Annotated in this window: 15 protein-coding genes and 1 riboswitch; of the genes, 8 read left to right on the top strand and 7 right to left on the bottom strand. The window is 62.9% G+C overall.

Translation table 11 applies throughout. The features are described from left to right. Positions 1-110: 110 nt before the first annotated feature. The 6 genes from MUU55_RS03965 to MUU55_RS03940 form a co-directional block, all read right to left on the bottom strand. Positions 111-587: a 6,7-dimethyl-8-ribityllumazine synthase gene (locus MUU55_RS03965; RefSeq protein ID WP_244759450.1), complete on the bottom strand. Its 477-nt coding sequence runs from the start codon at positions 585-587 to the stop codon at positions 111-113. Between the two features lie 87 nt (positions 588-674). After that, a riboswitch (FMN riboswitch) is annotated at positions 675-821 on the bottom strand. A 102-nt stretch (positions 822-923) separates the two neighbouring features. Beyond that, positions 924-1,985: an ABC transporter ATP-binding protein gene (locus tag MUU55_RS03960; protein WP_244759449.1), complete on the bottom strand. Its 1,062-nt coding sequence runs from the start codon at positions 1,983-1,985 to the stop codon at positions 924-926. A 9-nt stretch (positions 1,986-1,994) separates the two neighbouring features. Next, positions 1,995-2,777 carry an ABC transporter permease gene (locus MUU55_RS03955; protein ID WP_244759448.1) on the bottom strand — a complete coding sequence of 261 codons (783 nt, stop codon included), beginning with the start codon at positions 2,775-2,777 and terminating at the stop codon, positions 1,995-1,997. Then, on the bottom strand, positions 2,774-3,664 hold the full coding sequence (locus MUU55_RS03950) for an ABC transporter permease (RefSeq protein ID WP_244759447.1): 891 nt from the start codon (positions 3,662-3,664) through the stop codon (positions 2,774-2,776). The genes MUU55_RS03955 and MUU55_RS03950 overlap by 4 nt, the downstream gene beginning before the upstream one ends. Positions 3,665-3,747: 83 nt before the next feature. After that, entirely contained in the window at positions 3,748-4,851 is a 1,104-nt protein-coding gene (locus MUU55_RS03945) for an ABC transporter substrate-binding protein (RefSeq protein WP_280518840.1), read from the bottom strand. A 103-nt stretch (positions 4,852-4,954) separates the two neighbouring features. After that, positions 4,955-5,833 carry a MurR/RpiR family transcriptional regulator gene (locus MUU55_RS03940; RefSeq protein WP_425314147.1) on the bottom strand — a complete coding sequence of 293 codons (879 nt, stop codon included), beginning with the start codon at positions 5,831-5,833 and terminating at the stop codon, positions 4,955-4,957. 191 nt (positions 5,834-6,024) lie between these two features. Between MUU55_RS03940 and MUU55_RS03935 the strand changes: the two genes are divergently transcribed. From MUU55_RS03935 to MUU55_RS03900, 8 genes are all read left to right on the top strand, one after another. After that, positions 6,025-6,783, top strand: coding sequence for an N-formylglutamate amidohydrolase (locus MUU55_RS03935; protein ID WP_244759444.1), 759 nt, complete (start codon positions 6,025-6,027; stop codon positions 6,781-6,783). 121 nt (positions 6,784-6,904) lie between these two features. Continuing rightward, the gene (locus MUU55_RS03930; protein ID WP_244759443.1) at positions 6,905-8,488 is read left to right on the top strand and encodes an amino acid permease; all 1,584 of its coding nucleotides are present in this window, start codon (positions 6,905-6,907) and stop codon (positions 8,486-8,488) included. 102 nt (positions 8,489-8,590) lie between these two features. After that, a complete protein-coding gene (locus MUU55_RS03925; protein WP_244759865.1) occupies positions 8,591-9,955 on the top strand; it encodes a glutamine synthetase family protein in 1,365 nt (454 codons plus the stop codon). 119 nt (positions 9,956-10,074) lie between these two features. Then, complete coding sequence (locus tag MUU55_RS03920) at positions 10,075-11,454, top strand: aldehyde dehydrogenase family protein (RefSeq protein ID WP_244759442.1); 1,380 nt, start codon at positions 10,075-10,077, stop codon at positions 11,452-11,454. After that, on the top strand, positions 11,454-12,599 hold the full coding sequence (locus tag MUU55_RS03915; RefSeq protein ID WP_244759441.1) for an iron-containing alcohol dehydrogenase: 1,146 nt from the start codon (positions 11,454-11,456) through the stop codon (positions 12,597-12,599). The genes MUU55_RS03920 and MUU55_RS03915 overlap by 1 nt, the downstream gene beginning before the upstream one ends. A gap of 170 nt (positions 12,600-12,769) precedes the next feature. Beyond that, the gene (locus MUU55_RS03910; protein WP_244759440.1) at positions 12,770-13,516 is read left to right on the top strand and encodes a ParA family protein; all 747 of its coding nucleotides are present in this window, start codon (positions 12,770-12,772) and stop codon (positions 13,514-13,516) included. A gap of 222 nt (positions 13,517-13,738) precedes the next feature. Next, on the top strand, positions 13,739-14,455 hold the full coding sequence (locus MUU55_RS03905; RefSeq protein WP_244759439.1) for a ParA family protein: 717 nt from the start codon (positions 13,739-13,741) through the stop codon (positions 14,453-14,455). Between the two features lie 229 nt (positions 14,456-14,684). Then, a complete protein-coding gene (locus MUU55_RS03900) occupies positions 14,685-16,208 on the top strand; it encodes a globin-coupled sensor protein (RefSeq protein WP_244759438.1) in 1,524 nt (507 codons plus the stop codon). A 133-nt stretch (positions 16,209-16,341) separates the two neighbouring features. Here the strand turns inward: MUU55_RS03900 and MUU55_RS03895 are convergent, their stop codons facing one another. Continuing rightward, positions 16,342-17,718 (bottom strand): L,D-transpeptidase family protein, encoded by a 1,377-nt coding sequence (locus tag MUU55_RS03895; RefSeq protein ID WP_244759437.1) that lies wholly within the window; start codon positions 17,716-17,718, stop codon positions 16,342-16,344. Between the last annotated feature and the right edge of the window lie 17 nt (positions 17,719-17,735).

Below are 17,735 nucleotides of genomic sequence, written 5' to 3'. Positions count from 1 at the left end.
CACTGATCCATGCAACAAAAAAGCCCGGCATTACTGCCGAGCTCTTTGATATTTTTCAATGGCTTGCCATCCAACCTTAGCAGATCGAATCCAGCCGTTCACGCGCCGATTCAAGCGACCGTGGCCAGCGCCACCTGGGCGCGGGCGTCGATGATCTGGCGCGCGGCGTGGGCGGCTTCCTTGCCCTTGATGACAAAATGGTCGCGGAAGAAGGCGATGTGCGCTTCCGATTCCTGAAAATTGTGCGGGGTCAGCACGGCCGAGAGCACCGGCACGTTGGTGTCGAGGCCGACGCGCACGATGGCATCGACGACGGTGCCGGCGACGAAGTCGTGGCGGTAGATGCCGCCGTCGACCACGAGGGCGACGCCGAGGATGGCGGAATACTGCCCGGTCCGGGCGAGAAGCTGCGCATGCAGCGGGATTTCAAGCGCGCCGGGAACGTCGATCACGTCGACGTCTTCCGCGCGGCCGCCAAGCGCTGCCCATTCGGCGACGAAGGAGTCTACCGCCTGGTCGACGATGCCGGCGTGCCAGCGGGCACGGAGGACGGCGATCCGGGAGGAGGGGGTGGCATTCGCATTCATGTATAAGGCCTTTCAAGGGTTGAGCCATTTTTCAACGGTCCCCTTGGGCGAACACGCAGTCGCTCCGCCTGAGACGGCGGTTCTCCTGCTTGCTCTCTTCCATCCGGACTGTAACCGTCGGCCCCGGCATCGCACCGGATCTGCTGACCCTTCCATTCGCGAAAGGCGCTTGCGGGCTCCCGGATCGCTCCGGATACCGCCGGTGGGGAGTTTCACCCCGCCCTGAGAACGATGGAAGATTAACGAGCAATCGCCCGCGGATCAAATCCGCGGGCGACGCAAAAACGGCAATTCACGACAGATTTTTCCAAGTCTCGGGAAAGACTTGGAAAATGTTTAGTCGCGGATGATCAGGAGGTCCGTTGCGGTGAAGCGCAGCGTCGCGGTCTCGCCGACGGCCGGCGGCACGAGGCCGGGGCTGTTGAACATGTCGAAGGAGATGACCGCGGTGCCGACCTTCATGCGGGTGCGGATGACCGAACCGAGAAAGTTGGAGGAGATTACCTCGCCGGTCAGCGCGGTATCGCCCTTGGCGTCGGCGGCAATCGATCCGGCTTCCGGGCGCAACGCCAGCGAGATCGTGTCGCCGGCCTTCACGTTGCCGAGCGGCTCGCGCAGCGTCACCCCTTGGTCGCCGATCGAGACGCGGTTCGAGGCGGGATCGACGACCTTGGCCTCGATGAGGTTCAGCGTACCGACGAAGTTTGCGACGAAGCGGGTGGCCGGGCGGTTGTAGATTTCGGCCGGGGCGCCGATCTGGTCGGCCTTGCCGGCGTTCATGACGACGATGCGGTCGGAGATCGACAGCGCCTCTTCCTGGTCATGCGTCACGAAGACCGTGGTGATGCCGAGCTGCTGCTGGATCATGCGGATTTCCTCGCGCAGCGACACGCGGATCTTGGCGTCGAGCGCCGAGAGCGGTTCATCGAGAAGCAGGACCTGCGGCTTGGGGGCAAGCGCCCGGGCAAGCGCCACGCGCTGCTGCTGGCCACCGGACATCTGGTAGGGATAGCGATCGGCGAGATGGTCGAGCTTGATGAGGCCGAGCATTTCCTTGACGCGCTGATCGATCTCGGCCTTCGGGCGGCCGGCGACCTTGAGGCCGAAGGCGACGTTTTCGGCGACGTTCATGTTGGGGAACAGCGCATAGGCCTGGAACACCATGCCGATATTGCGCTGGTTGGGGCGCAGGTTCGCCTGGCTCTTGCCGTTGATGGAGATCGTGCCGCCGGACGGCGTCTCGAAACCGGCAATCATGCGCAGGACCGTGGTCTTGCCGCAGCCTGAAGGCCCGAGGAAGGAAACGAATTCGCCCTTCTCGATGGCCATGTTGAAGTCTTTCACGACCTGCACAGGGCCGAAGGACTTCTGGATGCTGGTGAGGTTGAGGAAGCTCATGAAAGGTCCTTAGGCGGGGCTTTGCGCGCCCTTCTGGAAACGGGAAACAAGCTGGATCAGGCCGAGGCAACCCCAGGTCAAGGCGAAGGACATGACCGCGAGTGCCGCCGGCTCATAGGCGCGGTTGGCGCCGAGCAGCTGCATGTACGGGCCGAAGGCCGGGCGGTTGAGCAGGGCCGCCATGGTGAACTCGCCGATGACGATGGCGAAGGTCAGGAAGGCGCCGGAGAGAACCGCGACGAGCACGTTGGGCAGGATGATCTTGGCGAGGATCGTCGTCCAGCCGGCACCGAGACTTTGGGCGGCTTCGGTCAGCGTCGCGATATCGATCGAGCGAAGACCGGTATCGACGGAGCGATACATGTACGGCAGCGCCAGCGTCGAATAGCCGAACATCAGCAGGATATTGGTGCCCGTGGTCGTGCCGGTCAGCGGCAGCCAGCTCGAGGTGTTATAGAGCCGGATGTAGCCGAAGACGATAACGATGGCCGGGATGACCAGCGGCAACAGCGTGATGAATTCGATATAGGGGCGCAGACCCGGCAGCTTCAGCCGTACCCAATAGGCCGTGGGCACGACGAGCAGAACGCCGAAGACGATGGTCGAGAGGGCCATCAGGATCGAGTAGGTGAACGTCTCCTGGAAGCGCGGATCGCCGAGCACGACGGCATAGGCATCCAGCGAATAGACGCCGCGGCGCATCTTCAGGGAGAAGTTGGTCATGCCGACGAGCGGCAGGATGAAATAGAGCAGCCCGAAAATGAGGGCGCCCCAGGCCCAGAACTTCTTCATTTCAGCCACCTTTCGCTGCGGGCGCGCAGCCAGATGTAGATCGTGTTCGCGATACCGGTGACAACGATCATGCCGAAGGCGAGCGCGTAGCCGAGATGCGGATTGCCAAGCACGTCGCCGCGGATCTGCGCGAAGAGCAGGATCGGCACGATGTTGAGCGAGGAACCGGTAAGCGCGATTGCGGTGGCGACGGCGCCGAAGGCATTGGCGAAAAGCAGCGCCAGCGTGCCGAGGAAGGACGGCAGAAGGATCGGGAAGGCGACCATGCGCCAGTACTGCGCGTTGGTCGCGCCGAGGATCTGGGCTGCCTCGCGCCATTCACGCTTCAGGCCGTCGAGGGCCGGCGTGATGATGAGGATCATCAGCGGGATCTGGAAGAACAGGTAGGTGACGGTCAGGCCCCAGAAGGACAGGATGTTGAAGCCGAGCGCGCGCAGATCGATGCCGACCTGGGTCTTCAGGAACACCGTGAGCAGGCCGACCGGGCCGAGCGTCGCGAGAAACGCGAAGGCGAGCGGCACGCCGGCGAAGTTGGAGGCGACGCCGGAAAAGGTCAGGAGAGGTCCGCGGATCCATTTCGGCAGGCCGCCAAGCACCGCGGCGGCGGCGACCGCGAAGCCGATCAGGCAGCCGAGCAGGGCGGACGCGATAGAGATCTTGATCGAGATCCAGTAGGCCGAGAGGATCGACGTCGTGAAGAGGCCCCGGATGTTGTCCAGGGTGAAACTGCCGTCAGGGGTCTGGAACGCCCCGACGACGATGCGCATCGTGGGCATGATCAGGAACAGCAGGACGAAGATCGCGAACGGCGCCGCGCCAAGCCAATGCAACGGGAGGCGGAAGGGCTCCCGTGCCGGCGGTCTTGCGGCTGAACTGTCTGATGACATTAAGAAAACCTCTGGCGGGTTGCCTTTGTTGGCATGCCGTATCGTCGCCCCGGCCAACGAGCCGGGGCGACGAAGGATGTTGTTTACTGCACGTTCGCGCCGACGACCTTGTCCCATTCCGCGGTAACGGCAGCCTTGTTGGCGTCGACTTCCTCGAGCGTCGGGAAGTAGGCCTTTTCATAGGATTCTGCCGGCGGCAGGGCGTCGATCAGGTCCTGCGGAACCTTGCCGGCCTTGACCATGGCGTTGAAGCGGGCCGGGTGGCAATAGCCCTTCAGCCAGCCGAGCTGACCTTCGTCGGAATAGAGGTGTTCCATCCACAGCTTGGCAGCGTTCGGGTGCGGCGCGTAGGCCGAGATCGCCTGAACGTAGACGCCGGCGAGAACGCCGGAGGCGGGAACGACGACTTCGGTCGGCGGGTTGCCGTTCAGGGTCTTGGCCCAGCCGAGCGCGTTGTAGTCCCAGGCGACGACGATCGGGGTCGAGCCCTGGGCGAGCGTACCCGACTTGCCGATGACCGGAACGAAGTTGCCGGCCTTGTTCAGCTCGGCGAAGTAGCCGAGGCCAGCTTCACCGGCTTCCTTGCCAGCCTTCGCACCCTTGCCGAGGCCGGCGGCGAGAACGCCGAGGATGGCCTGGTTCGAGGCGCGCGGGTCACCGGCGAGTGCGACCTGACCGGCATATTCCGGCTTCAGGAGGTCGGCCCAGTCCTTCGGCGTATTGGCAACGAGGTCCTTGTTCACGAGGAAGGACATCACGCCGTAGTAGTCGCCGTACCAGTGGCCGTCGGCGTCCTTGATGGTATCCGGAATTTCGTCCCAGGTGGAGACCTTGTAGGGCTGGGTCAGGCCTTCGGCCTTGGCCTGCGGGCCGAAGGCGAGACCGACGTCGATCACGTCGGGCGACTGCGGGCCCTTGTTGTCCTTGTTGGCCTTGATGGCTTCGATTTCGTCGGCGGAGCCGGCATCCGGGTTCAGTTCGTTGACCTGGATTTCCGGATACTTTGCCTTGAAGGAGGCGATGACGTCACCGTAACCGCACCAGTCGTGCGGCAGAGCGATCGTCGTCAGCATGCCTTCCTTCTTGGCAGCTTCGATCAGCTCGGCGCTCGGCTCGGCGAAGGCCAGCGACGGCAGCGCGATCGCGAGCGCGGTGGAGAGCGAAAGCAGACGTTTCGTAGATGACATCACGGGTGTTCTCCTTTGGTGTGTCAGTCAACTTCGGCGAAGCTGATACTGTGGGCATATGAAGCTTATGTGACAGTTTTGTTTCGGTTTTTTCGTATTGCTGTCAAGGCTTGCCGGGAACCTCCGGCCGCGGTTTGCGAAAAAGCCGGCTGGCCTCGAAGAGGCCCTCCAGCGTCTTCATTCGGTCGCTGGTTTCCTCCCAGCCCGAGCTCTGGACGGCTTCGATCAGCGCCTCGACGATAAACAGCGTCACGACGGACGAGTCCCAGGCCGAGGGCACCTCGATATGAACGCGAAAGATTTTCGCGGCGGCCTTGGCAACGGGCGAGGCCCACTGATCGGTGAACAGGATGATCTCGATGCCGCGTTCGCGTGCGACCCGACCGAGCGTCTCCATCTCCTGCTCGTAGCGCCTGATGTCGAAGATCACGAGAACGTCGCCGGCCTTCATGTTCAGCACGTAATGCGGCCAGGAACTGGGATTGGAGGCGATCTGGGTGACGTTCGGCCGGATGACCTGGAGATGGGTGAACAGGTAGTCGGCCAGCGCCTTCGTGATGCGTCCGCCGATGATGTAGATGCTGCGCTGGCGGTCGGCGAGAAGGGCGGCGACACCGTCGAATTCGGCGGTTTCCACCTGCGACAGCGTCTGGCGCAGGTTGGTCATGATCGCGTCGGCGAAGCGGTTGAGGATATGCGTGCCGGGCGCGTTGGCGGCCCAGCGGTCGTGTTTGGTGATCGGGCTCGACAGCGTCGCTTCCAGCTCGTGGTGCAGGCGGGCCTGGAAATCCGGAAAGCCGCGGAAGCCGAGCTTCTGGACCATGCGTGCAACCGTCGGCGTCGACACGCCGGCGTTTTCTGCCACCGTCGTGATGCTGCCGAGGCCGGAGACGGGATAATTGTCGAGCAGCGATGCGGCGAGCTGCTTTTCGGCGCGTGTCAACGCGTCGAAATGCGCACCGATCACATCCGACACCGTCATGGATGCTTGGTTGAGCGTCAAATTGTTCCCCTGCACCCCAGTCTTTGCCGGGGTTTCAAACGATAAAACGCGCTGTCACAATTCGAGTCAAATGTTTTTTTGAAGAGATTTTTTCACAACCCCGTTGACAGCGGCAAATCTGTGAAGAATTCTTTTCATTAACGAAAAAAGCCGGTCGAGGGGATCAGGCTATGGGAATTCTGACTGGAGAGGAGGGCGACCCTGTCGCCCTTGAGAACGTGTCTGCGCGCGGTCGGGTCATCCTCGTCTGCGAGCACGCCTCGCGCCTTCTGCCCAAATCACTCGGCACGCTCGGCCTCTCGGAGGAGGCGCTGGCCAGTCATATCGCGTGGGATCCGGGTGCACTCGCCGTTGCTCGCCGCATGGCGAAGAGCCTTGATGCAACGCTGGTCTTCCAGCGCTTTTCCCGTCTCGTCTATGATTGCAACCGCCCGCCGGAATCGCCCGCCGCCATGCCGGAAAAGAGCGAGGTCTTCGACGTGCCTGGCAATGCCGGGCTCGACCAGGCGGCGCGCGATGCCCGTACCGAAGCGCTCTACCTGCCGTTCCGCGATACGCTCGCCGATCTCGTGAAAAGCAGGATTGCCGAGGGCAGGGCGCCCGTCATCGTCACCATGCACAGCTTCACGCCCGTCTATTTCGGCACGCCGCGCGCGGTCGAGATCGGCATTCTGCACGATGCCGACACGCGGGTCGCCGACGGCATGCTGGCCGCCGCTGGCACGGCCGGCCTCTACAATGTCTGTCGCAACGAGCCTTACGGCCCGCAGGACGGGGTGACGCATACGCTTCGGGAGCACGGTCTTTCCAACGGCTTGCCCAATGTGATGATCGAGGTCCGCAACGACCTCATACGAGACGAAGTCGGCCAAGGGGTTGTGGCCGATTATCTGGCGGGGCTGCTCAACGAAAGCCTTCCTGCCGCATAAACCAAGAAAAAGACCCCGGGGAGCGGCATGGCCGCGGCGCATATCCCACGCATTTCGTGGGCCTCAGACACAGGCGGCTCCTGGCAATTCCGCCAGGGACCAGTCGATACAGGGGAAAAACATGTCAGATTATTCCGATCACGATAAACATGAGGATATGCAGGTCCTGCATTCCATGGGATACGCGCAGGAACTCGAGCGGCGCATGAGCCAGTTCTCGAATTTTGCCGTATCCTTCTCCATCATTTGCATTCTCTCGGGCGGCATCAACTCGCTGGCGCAGGCCACATCGGGCGCGGGGGGCGCCGCGATCGGCATCGGTTGGCCGCTCGGCTGCTTCATTTCGCTCGTCTTCGCCGTCGCCATGGCGCAGATCAGCTCGGCCTATCCGACGGCCGGTGGCCTCTATCACTGGGGTTCGATCCTCGGAAACCGCTTCACCGGCTGGCTGACCGCCTGGTTCAACCTGCTTGGCCTCGTCACGGTTCTCGGCGCCATCAATGTCGGCACCTATTATTTCTTCATGGGCTCGTTCGGCACGCCGTATTTCGGCCTCGAAGACACCACGACGACCCGGATCCTGTTCCTGGCTGTCATCACCGGTGCCCAGGCGCTCGTCAATCATATGGGTATCGGCCTCACCGCAAAGCTCACGGATTTCTCGGGCTACCTGATCTTCGTTACGTCGATCCTGCTGGCCATCGTCTGCCTCGCCGCCGCCGACAGCTACGACATCGGTCGTCTCTTCACCTTCTCGAATTTCTCCGGCGAGGCCGGCGGCAACGTCTGGCCTGAAAACTCGGGGACCTGGGTGTTCCTGCTCGGCCTGCTGCTGCCGATCTACACGATCACCGGCTATGACGCGTCGGCACATACTTCGGAAGAAACCGTCAAGGCGGCCACGTCAGTACCGCGCGGCATGGTCTCTTCCGTTCTGTGGTCGGCGCTCTTCGGCTACATCATGCTGTGCTCCTTCGTGCTGATGATCCCGACCTCGGTCACCAATGCCGACGGCACGACGACGGACGGCATGGTTGCCGCCGCCGCCCAGGGCTGGAACGTCTTCTTCTGGACCATGGACACGCAGGTGAACCCGGTCCTGAAGGACATCCTCTACTTCCTCATCCTGATTGCCCAGTGGCTCTGCGGCCTTGCGACCGTCACCTCCGTGTCGCGCATGATCTTCGCCTTCTCGCGTGATGGTGGCCTGCCGTTCTCGCGTGGCCTGTCGAAGGTCAGCCCGAGCTTCCGCACGCCGGTCGCCGCCATCTGGACGGGTTCGATCCTCTCGGTCCTGTTCGTCTGGGGCTCGTCGCTCGTCTCGATCGGCGAAACGCCGGTTTATACCGTCGTCGTCTCGTGCACGGTCATCTTCCTGTTCTTCTCGTTCGCGATCCCGATTGCGCTCGGCCTCTTCGCTTGGGGCACTTCGAAGTGGGACAAGATGGGTCCGTGGAACCTCGGTGAAGGCGTCTTCAAGCTGTTTGCCGTCCTGTCGATCATCGCCATGGCACTGATCTTCATCCTCGGCATCCAGCCGCCGAACGACTGGGCGCTCTACATCACCGTGGGCTTCCTCGTCCTGACCGCGATCATCTGGTTCGGCCTTGAAAGCCGCCGCTTCAAGGGCCCGCCGATCGGCGACGAAGTCCTTCGCCGCAAGGCCGAGATCGCCGCCGCCGAAAAGGCTGTCGGCCAGGTCTGATCCACTCGAATAGCGCGGGGGCCGCGCCTGCGGCCCCCGTTTCCATTTCCGACCGATGCGCGGCAGCCGCCGGGCACATTGCTGGGACCAACGACCATGAGCATGACCTACACATTCGATGACCTGAAGAAGGATGTTGCCGAGGGCCGCATCGACACCGTTCTCGCCTGCCTCGTCGACATGCAGGGTCGCCTCATGGGCAAGCGCTTCCAGGCGGAATATTTCGTCGAAAGCGCCTATGAAGAAACGCATAGCTGTAACTATCTGCTCGCCACCGACATGGAGATGGAAACCGTCTCCGGCTACAAGTCGACGAGCTGGGCCGCCGGCTACGGCGACTATACGATGAAGCCGGATCTCGCCACGCTGCGCAAGCTGCCCTGGCTCGAAGGCACGGCACTCGTGCTTTGCGACGTGCTCGACCACCACACCCATGAGGAAGTGCCGCATTCGCCGCGCGCCATCCTCAAGAAGCAGGTCAAGCGCCTGGAGGCCATGGGCCTCAAGGCCTTCATGGCCAGCGAACTCGAATTCTTCCTCTTCGACCAGTCCTTCGACGATGCGCGCGAAAGCGGCTACCGCGATCTGCGCCTGGCCTCGGGCTACAACGAGGACTACCACATCTTCCAGACCACCAAGGAAGAGGACGTGATGCGCGCGCTGCGCAACGGCCTGCAGGGTGCCTGCATTCCCGTCGAAAACTCCAAGGGCGAGGCCTCGGCCGGCCAGGAGGAGATCAACGTGCGTTATGCCGACGCGCTCGCCATGGCCGACCGGCATTCGATCATCAAGAACGCCACCAAGGAAATCGCCTGGCAGCGCGGCAAGTCCGTGACGTTCCTCGCCAAGTGGAACTATTCCGCCGCCGGTTCGTCCTCGCATATCCACCAGTCGCTCTGGACGCTGGATGGCAAGGAAGCGAAGTTCTTCGACAAGGGCGCCAAATACGGCATGTCCGACCTAATGCGGAACTATGTCGCGGGCCTGCTCGCCCATGCCAGCGAGATCACCTATTTCCTCGCGCCCTATATCAATTCCTACAAGCGCTTCGTTGCCGGCACCTTCGCGCCGACCAAGGCCGTCTGGAGCAAGGACAACCGCACCGCCGGCTACCGCCTGTGCGGTGAGGGCACCAAGGGCATCCGCATCGAATGCCGCGTCGGCGGCTCGGACCTCAACCCCTATCTCGCCATGGCCGCCCTGATCGCCGCCGGCATTGCCGGCATCGAGGAGAAGCTGGAGCTTGAAGCGCCTTTCGTCGGTGACGCCTATGGCGGCAAGGACATCCGCGAGATCCCGAAGACGTTGCGCGGCGCTTCCGCGGCACTGAAGGACTCCAAGATGCTGCGCGAAGCCTTCGGCGACGACGTCGTGGACCACTATGTCCGCGCTGCCGAATGGGAGCAGGAGGAGTACGATCGTCGCATCACCGACTGGGAGGTGGCGCGCGGCTTCGAGAGAGCGTAAGGCTCAAGCCAGTCAAGGTCGAACCGGCCCCGGCGCATAACCCTCCAGGGATATTTGCCGCGTGGCTGGATCGGCTATTGTCCGGCGCGAAAATTCATATCGGAAACAGGAAGTCGATCATGACTGTGATCAAATGCATATCCCCCGTGGATGGCTCGGTTTACGCCGAGCGTGAGGCGATGCCGCTGGCGGCCGCTCAGGACGCCGTGGCCCGCGCCAAAAAGGCCCAGAAGGCCTGGGCCAAGCGCCCGCTGGAAGACCGTATCCAGCTCGTGCTGAAGGGTGTTGCCCGCGTCAACGAGATGGCCGACGAGATCGTGCCTGAGATCGCCTGGCAGATGGGCCGTCCGGTCCGTTACGGCGGTGAGTTCAAGGGCTTCAACGAGCGTTCCAACTACGTCGCCGAGATCGCCGGCTCGTCGCTGGCGCCGATCGTCATCGAGGACAGCGCCAAGTTCGAGCGCCGCATCGAACGCGAAGCCCATGGCGTCGTCTTCGTCATCGCGCCTTGGAACTACCCCTATATGACCGCGATCAACACGATCGCGCCGGCGCTGATGGCCGGCAATGTCGTCATCATCAAGCATGCCGCCCAGACGCTGCTCGTCGGCGAGCGCCTTGTGCGCGCCTTCAACGAGGCCGGCGTGCCGGAAGATGTTTTCCAGAACGTCTTCCTCGACCATGACACGACATCGGCGCTGATCGCCGACAACGCCTTCGATTTCGTCAATTTCACCGGTTCGGTCGAAGGCGGCCGCGCCATCGAGCGCGCCGCGGCCGGCACCTTCACGCCCGTCGGCCTCGAGCTTGGCGGCAAGGATCCGGGTTACGTCATGGAAGACGCCGACCTCGATGCGGCCGTCGACACGCTGATGGATGGCGCGACCTACAATTCGGGTCAGTGCTGCTGCGGTATCGAGCGCATCTATGTCAACGAGAACCTCTACGACGAATTCGTCGAGAAGTCGGTCGCCTGGGTCTCCAACTACAAGCTCGGCAATCCGCTCGACCCCGAGACATCGCTCGGCCCGATGGCGCACAAGCGTTTCGCCGCGACCGTTCGTGCGCAGATCGCGGATGCCGTCTCGAAGGGCGCCAAGGCGCTGGTCGATCCCAAGCTGTTCCCGGCCGATGACGGCGGCGCCTATGTCGCCCCGCAGATCCTCGTCGATGTCGATCACTCCATGGAATTCATGAAGGAAGAGACGTTTGGTCCGGCTGTCGGCATCATGAAGGTGAAGAACGACGCCGAAGCGCTCGCTTTGATGAACGACTGCAAATACGGCCTCACCGTCTCGCTCTGGACGAAGGACAGCGACCGCGCCGCAACGATCGCCCGCGATCTGGAGACCGGCACCGTGTTCCAGAATCGCGCCGACTATCTCGACCCGGCACTCTGCTGGACCGGCGTCAAGGAAACGGGCCGCGGCGGTTCGCTCTCCGTCATCGGCTTCCACAACCTCACCCGTCCGAAATCCTACCACTTCAGGAAAGCATAATGTCCATCACCGCCAACTGGAGCTACCCGACAGCCATCAAGTTCGGGGCAGGGCGCATCGCCGAACTCGCCGATCACTGCAAGGCCGTCGGCATGAAGAAGCCGCTGCTGGTCACCGACCGCGGCCTCTCCACCATGCCGATCACCAAGAACGCGCTCGACATTCTCGAAGCCGCCGGCCTCGGCCGGGCGATGTTCGCCGAAGTCGATCCGAACCCGAACGACAAGAACCTCGAAGCCGGCGTCAAGGCCTTCAAGGACGGCGGCCATGACGGCGTCGTCGCCTTCGGCGGCGGCTCGGGCCTCGATCTCGGCAAGGCCATCGCCTTCATGTCCGGCCAGACGCGCCCCGTCTGGGACTTCGAGGATATCGGCGACTGGTGGACCCGCGCCAATCCCGATGGCATCGCGCCGATCGTCGCCGTGCCGACCACGGCCGGCACCGGCTCGGAAGTCGGTCGCGCCTCGGTCATCACCAATTCCGAGACGCACACCAAGAAGGTGATCTTCCATCCGAAGTTCCTGCCTTCGGTGACGATCTGCGACCCGGAACTGACTGTTGGCATGCCGAAGGTCATCACTGCGGGCACTGGCATGGACGCGTTTGCTCATTGCCTCGAAGCCTATTGCTCGCCGTTCTACCATCCGATGAGCCAGGGCATCGCGCTGGAGGGCATGCGCCTCGTCAAGGAATACCTGCCGCGCGCCTACAAGGACGGGACCGATATCGAGGCCCGCGCCCATATGATGTCGGCGGCCGCCATGGGCGCCGTCGCCTTCCAGAAGGGTCTCGGCGCGATCCACTCTCTGTCGCACCCGGTCGGCGCGATCTACAATACGCATCACGGCATGACCAATGCCGTCGTGATGCCGCCGGTGCTGACCTTCAACCGCCCGGCCATCGAAGCCAAGATCACCAGCGCTGCCGCCTATCTCGGCATTGCCGGCGGGTTCGATGGCTTCTTCGACTATGTGCTGCGCCTGCGCGAGGAACTCGGCGTGCCGGACAAGCTCTCGGCGCTTGGCGTGGGCACCGATCGCATCGATGAAATGTCGGCCATGGCCATCGTCGACCCGACGGCCGGCGGCAACCCGGTGGAGCTGACGCTCGACGCGGCCAAGCGCCTCTTCGTCGAGTGCATCTGAGCGTACCGACGCGATCATCATCGGGGCGGCGGTCAATCGATCGCCGCCCCGTTTCTTTATGACTATGGTTACCAATTGCGTCGCATGATGCCTGTCATCAGAATGTCATGCGACTGTCATGATTTGCCCGCTCCCGGTGCAGCCAGACGGTCTGAGGCGGCGGTAGTGGAATGGCGGTCATATCGGTAGCGAACGCCAAGGGCGGTTCGGGCAAGACCACGGCAGCGGTCCTGCTGGCGACGGAATTCGTCGCGCGCGGCGCGCGCACAGCCCTTCTCGATTGCGACGACCTGAAATTGGCGGCCAGCTGGGCGCGGACGGCGCGGCTTGGCGAAGGGCTGACGTTGGTCGATACCGTCGCCGTTTCCAATCTCGCCGGTTACCTCAAGGCGCTGCGCGCCACACACGAGCATATCGTCATCGACCTCTCGGGCGCGCGTGATGCGCTCGTCGCCTTCGCCGCCGGGCTTTCCGATCTCGTTCTGGTGCCGGTGCAGGGCTGCGCCATGGACAGCCGCGGGGCCGCGCATGTGCTGGAACTCATCGATCTCGTCAGCGCCAATTCGCACAAGCCGATCAATCGCGCCGTCGTGCTGTCACGCGTCAACCCGCTCGTGACCACCCGCGCGCTACGCAGTGTAAAGGCTGTGCTCGACGGGGCGAAAATCCCGGTCATCGGCACACCGGTTATCGAGCGTGCCGCGTTCCGCGACATGTTCGAAACGGGCGGCACGCTCTATTCGATTGCCGCCGACCGCACGAGCAATCTCGACAAGGCGGTCCTCAACATGCGGGTCTTTGCCGACGAGGTGTTGCGTTTTGCCGTTGGTGATGTTGTCCGCAAGCCTCTGGTGCGGGCCGAAGTCGCTGCAACCATGCGGGCAATGCAGCCGGCGGTCGCCGCTCCGGCGCCCTGAATTCTTACCGTTAACAATTTAGAGAGACCCGGAGAACGCTGGTTTTCCGGGCTTTCTCTTTGCGGGTACGGATTTTCCCGTGCCATCTCATTAATCTTCGCGATACGTAAATTTCCATTTCATTAACCATCTTTTGAAAGATTTGATTAAGCGGGCGCCATCTCCACCGGGTCGTCTGACGAGAGCGATGAGCAGGCTCGAAAGCATTTTATGAGGAAAGACATGCCAGTCATTACATTTGCCAATGCCAAGGGCGGCGCGGGCAAGACAACCGCGGCGCTCATCCTGGCCACCGAGCTTGCAAGCCAGGGGCACCGCATCACCATTCTCGACGCGGATCCGCAGCGCTGGATCAGCCACTGGCACGAGATTTCCGGCCGCCAGCGCAACATCGCCGTCATTTCGGAAGTCTCCATGGCCTCCCTCCAGTGTCACATTTGCGAGAACCGTGACACGACGGACTATTTCATCATCGATCTCGCCGGCGCCCGCGATGCACTCGTCGCGACGGCCATCGGCCTGTCGGACCATGTGATGATCCCGGTGCAGGGCTGCGCGATGGATGCGCGTGGCGGGGCACAGATTCTCGAGCTTCTGAAGCAGCTCGACGAGCGCGCCGGCATTCGCATCAACCATTCCGTCGTGCTGACCCGCATGAACGCCATGGTGACGACCCGCGCGATGACGGCGATCAAGTCACTGCTGTCTTCCCGTGGTGTTCCCGTGCTCGATACGCCGATCGGCGAGCGCACCGCCTTCCGCGATATCTTCGACTGTGGCGGCACGCTCTATTCGATGGATCCGGCCAAGGTGAGCAATCTCGACAAGGCGCGTGAAAACGCCCGCCTGTTCGCCGAAGAGGTGCTGCGCCTGATGCCGTCGCGCAAGCGCGTCGCCGCCGAGCGGGGCTTTTTCCGCACGATACAGCGCGCGGCATAAGCGGTTGGAATTGATGACTGTCAGAAACGGCTGCGACCAATGGCGCAGCCGTTTTCTTGAATAAAAGCAAAGCTGGTAATGAACAATTTACCATGCCTCCCCTAGGGATGTAGCATCGGAAAGCTTGTTCCCGAGGACCCATGAGGGGTCGCGGGCGTGACGATGCCCTGAGCACCGCCATTCTGCCGGAAAATCTCCGCTTTCTCCTCTTGCCGCCAGGATTTTCAGCATGAAGCCAGCCTCCGGGACCCCCAACCAGAACCACGATATCGCCCGCCGCCTGGACTATCTCGGTCTCGACGAGGCCGCGCTGAAGCGCCTGCGCAGCCTGAAACCCTTCATCGAGAAGGAGCTTGGCCCGGCGCTCGACAAGTTCTACGCCATCGTGCGCAAGAGCCCGGAGGTCAATCACCTCTTCTCCAACGATGCGCATATCGACCGCGCCAAGAATGCGCAGCTCGGCCATTGGGCCAATATCGCCGCTGGTGATTTCACGCATGATTATGCCGCCAAGGTGCAGACGATCGGTCATGTGCATGCCCGCATCGGCCTGGAGCCGCGCTGGTATATCGGCGGCTACGCGCTGATCGTCGAACATCTCCTGACGGAAGCCGTGAAGTCGCTCTGGCCGAAGGGTGGCCTGTTCTCGCGCCGCGAGATCGAGCCGGAGGAGTTCGCGGCACGCTTCTCGAGCCTCCTCAAGGCCATGTTCCTCGACATGGACCTGTCGATCTCCGTCTATATGGACACATCCGACGTCACCAAGCAGCAGGCGGTACAGGCGCAGGTGCTGGCCGAGGAGCGCAAGCTCGTCAGCGACAGTTTCGGCGCCGCACTGAAGCGCATTTCGGACGGCGACCTGACGGCGCGCATCACCGGCGCGTTGCCCGAGGCCTATGAGACCCTGCGCGAGGACTTCAACCACGCGATCTCCACGCTGTCGCAGGCGATCGGCAATATCGGCGTCGGCGCCGGTTCCATCCATCTCAGCGCGCAGGAAATTGCCGCGGCCTCCGACGATCTTGCCAAGCGCACCGAGCGGCAGGCAGCGAACCTGGAAGAGACTGCGGCGGCTGTCGAGGAAGTGACGACCACCGTGCGCCAGACGGCGCAGAGCGCCAACGAGGCGAACGCCCTGGTCCAGGCGGCGCGCGGTAATGCCGAGCGCAGCGGCGAGGTGGTGGAGCAGGCGATCACCGCCATGGGCGAGATCCAGGCCTCGTCCTCGGCCATCGCCAATATCATCGAGGTGATCGACGAGATCGCCTTCCAGACCAACCTTCTGGCCCTGAATGCCGGCATCGAGGCTGCGCGGGCCGGCGAGGCAGGGCGCGGCTTTGCCGTCGTCGCCTCTGAAGTTCGCGCGCTTGCTCAGCGCTGCGCCGATGCGGCCAAGGACATCCAGAACCTGATCGCCAAGTCGCATGGCCAGGTCGAGGATGGCGTGCGCTCGGTCAACGAGGTCGCGGACTCACTGCGGCTCATCGTGTCGCAGGTGGTGGAAGTCAGCAGCGTCTTCGATACCATCCGCTCCAGCACGGCGGAGCAGGCGACGGGCCTCCAGGCCGTCAACCAGGCCGTCAACGCTATGGACCAGATCACCCAGCAGAACGCCGCCATGGTCGAAGAGGCCAATGCGGCGAGCCAGGCTTTGACGCAGGAGGCAGCCTCCATCGCCGCCCAGCTCAGCGCCTTCCGCACCGGCGGCACCGCCCAACCGGCAAAGGGTTCCGGATACAGCCGCGCGGCATAAGCCGTCTTTGTAAAACCAAGCTAAAGGCCGGGCAGTTCTGCCCGGCCTTTTGTTTTCGAGGTTCGCCGATAGGGAGCCGGAAACGAAAAAGCCGGCCCAATGGACCGGCTTCATCTCTGGCTTATGTCGCGTCTCAGTCAACGAATTCGACCGTCACGCCGGCGCTCGTCATCTTGGCAAGTTCGGTGGCGTCCCAGTTGGTCAGGCGGATACAGCCATGGCTCTGGGTCTTGCCGATCTTCGACGGTTCCGGCGTGCCGTGAATGCCGTAGGTCGGCTTGGAAAGCGCGATCCAGACGGTGCCGACGGGGCCGTTCGGCCCCGGCTGCAGGGTCAGCACCTTGTTGTTGCTGCCCTGCTGGAAGTTGATCTTCGGGTTATAGGTATAGCCGGGGTTCAGCGCGATGCGCTCGACCGTGACCAGTCCGGACGGCGAGGGCGTATCGGCCGAGCCGATGCTGGCCGGATAGGCGGCGATCAGCGTGCCGTTTTCGTCATAGGCGAGCACCTGCTTGCGGCCCTTGTCGGCGAGGATTTTTGCGACCTTGCCGGTCTTGGGCGTGCCGGTGTCGATGACCTTGACGATCGTGCCGGGGATCGTGAAGTCGACGCCCGGATTGATTTCCTTGAGATAGGCCTCGTCCATGTGGAATTTTTCCGCCAGCATCTCGGTGGTCGAGGTGTAGGAGAGGTGCGGTAGTGCGGCCTTCTGCGCGTAATCGTCCGGGATCGACGCGACATAGGGACCGGCGGCATCCGCGGCGGTGATCTCATAGGTCGTGAAGGCCATGCCGCCGGACAGGCGCAGGCGTTCCAGAATGTCGTCGGCATTGTTCGGATCGAGCGTGTCGCCCGTCGCGTTCTGCCAGGCCTCGATCGCCTTGGTGACGTTCGAGCCCTTCTTGCCGTCGATCACGCCGGGCGAAAAACCTTCGCGATCAAGAAACACCTGGAGGGCGGTGATCTCGGCGGACGACATCTTACCGAGCGCCGTCGCCGGCTGGAATTTCGGGCCGGGCACGAATTCGGCATTCGGGTCCGTCGTCTCCGGCAGGGCGGCGCTGTCGTCGTTGCCATCGTTGAAATCGGGCATCTGCTGCGAATTGCCGAAGTCCGCATCGGGCAGCGTCTGGCGCTCGATGTCGCCCGGCAGCGCCTCGCGCATTTCCGGCACGGAGCTGGTGGTCAGGTCATCGCCGAAGTCGGAGGAGGGCGCCGGCGGAAAATAATCCGGATCGGTTTCCGGATAGCCGGAGACGTCGCGATAGCGGTCACGACGATAATCGTTGTTGCGCGCGAAATAGCGGCCGGCCGGCATGGCGGTGGCGACGACATTGCCCCAGTTATCGACGAGCACCGTGTTGCCGCGATTATCCCTCGCCCAGCGAACGCTGCCATCATTGGGGATGTAATCGAGAATATCGCCTTCCGGAGAAACGAGAATCGTTTCGCGGGATGGCTGTTGTGCGTGCGCAGGCGCCAGGGCGATTCCCGTGACGGAAGCTGCCATAAGGAGCGAAATGCTTG

The organism is Shinella curvata (assembly GCF_022899935.1).
In the GTDB taxonomy this organism is placed as follows: Bacteria; Pseudomonadota; Alphaproteobacteria; order Rhizobiales; family Rhizobiaceae; genus Shinella; species Shinella curvata.
The sequence above is the reverse complement of the archived record's forward strand: the minus strand, read 5'-3'. Positions and strand labels throughout refer to the sequence as shown.

Excerpts from the sequence above, each read along its gene's own strand:
- MUU55_RS03965 (WP_244759450.1), bottom strand. The coding sequence starts at position 587 with ATGAATGCGAATGCCACCCCCTCCTCCCGGATCGCCGTCCTCCGTGCC.
- MUU55_RS03955 (WP_244759448.1), bottom strand. The coding sequence starts at position 2,777 with ATGAAGAAGTTCTGGGCCTGGGGCGCCCTCATTTTCGGGCTGCTCTAT.
- MUU55_RS03930 (WP_244759443.1), top strand. The coding sequence starts at position 6,905 with ATGTCAGATTATTCCGATCACGATAAACATGAGGATATGCAGGTCCTG.
- MUU55_RS03940 (WP_425314147.1), bottom strand. The coding sequence starts at position 5,833 with ATGACGGTGTCGGATGTGATCGGTGCGCATTTCGACGCGTTGACACGC.
- MUU55_RS03920 (WP_244759442.1), top strand. The coding sequence starts at position 10,075 with ATGACTGTGATCAAATGCATATCCCCCGTGGATGGCTCGGTTTACGCC.
- MUU55_RS03925 (WP_244759865.1), top strand. The coding sequence starts at position 8,591 with ATGACCTACACATTCGATGACCTGAAGAAGGATGTTGCCGAGGGCCGC.
- MUU55_RS03915 (WP_244759441.1), top strand. The coding sequence starts at position 11,454 with ATGTCCATCACCGCCAACTGGAGCTACCCGACAGCCATCAAGTTCGGG.
- MUU55_RS03900 (WP_244759438.1), top strand. The coding sequence starts at position 14,685 with ATGAAGCCAGCCTCCGGGACCCCCAACCAGAACCACGATATCGCCCGC.
- MUU55_RS03945 (WP_280518840.1), bottom strand. The coding sequence starts at position 4,851 with ATGTCATCTACGAAACGTCTGCTTTCGCTCTCCACCGCGCTCGCGATC.
- MUU55_RS03960 (WP_244759449.1), bottom strand. The coding sequence starts at position 1,985 with ATGAGCTTCCTCAACCTCACCAGCATCCAGAAGTCCTTCGGCCCTGTG.
- MUU55_RS03905 (WP_244759439.1), top strand. The coding sequence starts at position 13,739 with ATGCCAGTCATTACATTTGCCAATGCCAAGGGCGGCGCGGGCAAGACA.
- MUU55_RS03895 (WP_244759437.1), bottom strand. The coding sequence starts at position 17,718 with ATGGCAGCTTCCGTCACGGGAATCGCCCTGGCGCCTGCGCACGCACAA.
- MUU55_RS03910 (WP_244759440.1), top strand. The coding sequence starts at position 12,770 with ATGGCGGTCATATCGGTAGCGAACGCCAAGGGCGGTTCGGGCAAGACC.
- MUU55_RS03935 (WP_244759444.1), top strand. The coding sequence starts at position 6,025 with ATGGGAATTCTGACTGGAGAGGAGGGCGACCCTGTCGCCCTTGAGAAC.
- MUU55_RS03950 (WP_244759447.1), bottom strand. The coding sequence starts at position 3,664 with ATGTCATCAGACAGTTCAGCCGCAAGACCGCCGGCACGGGAGCCCTTC.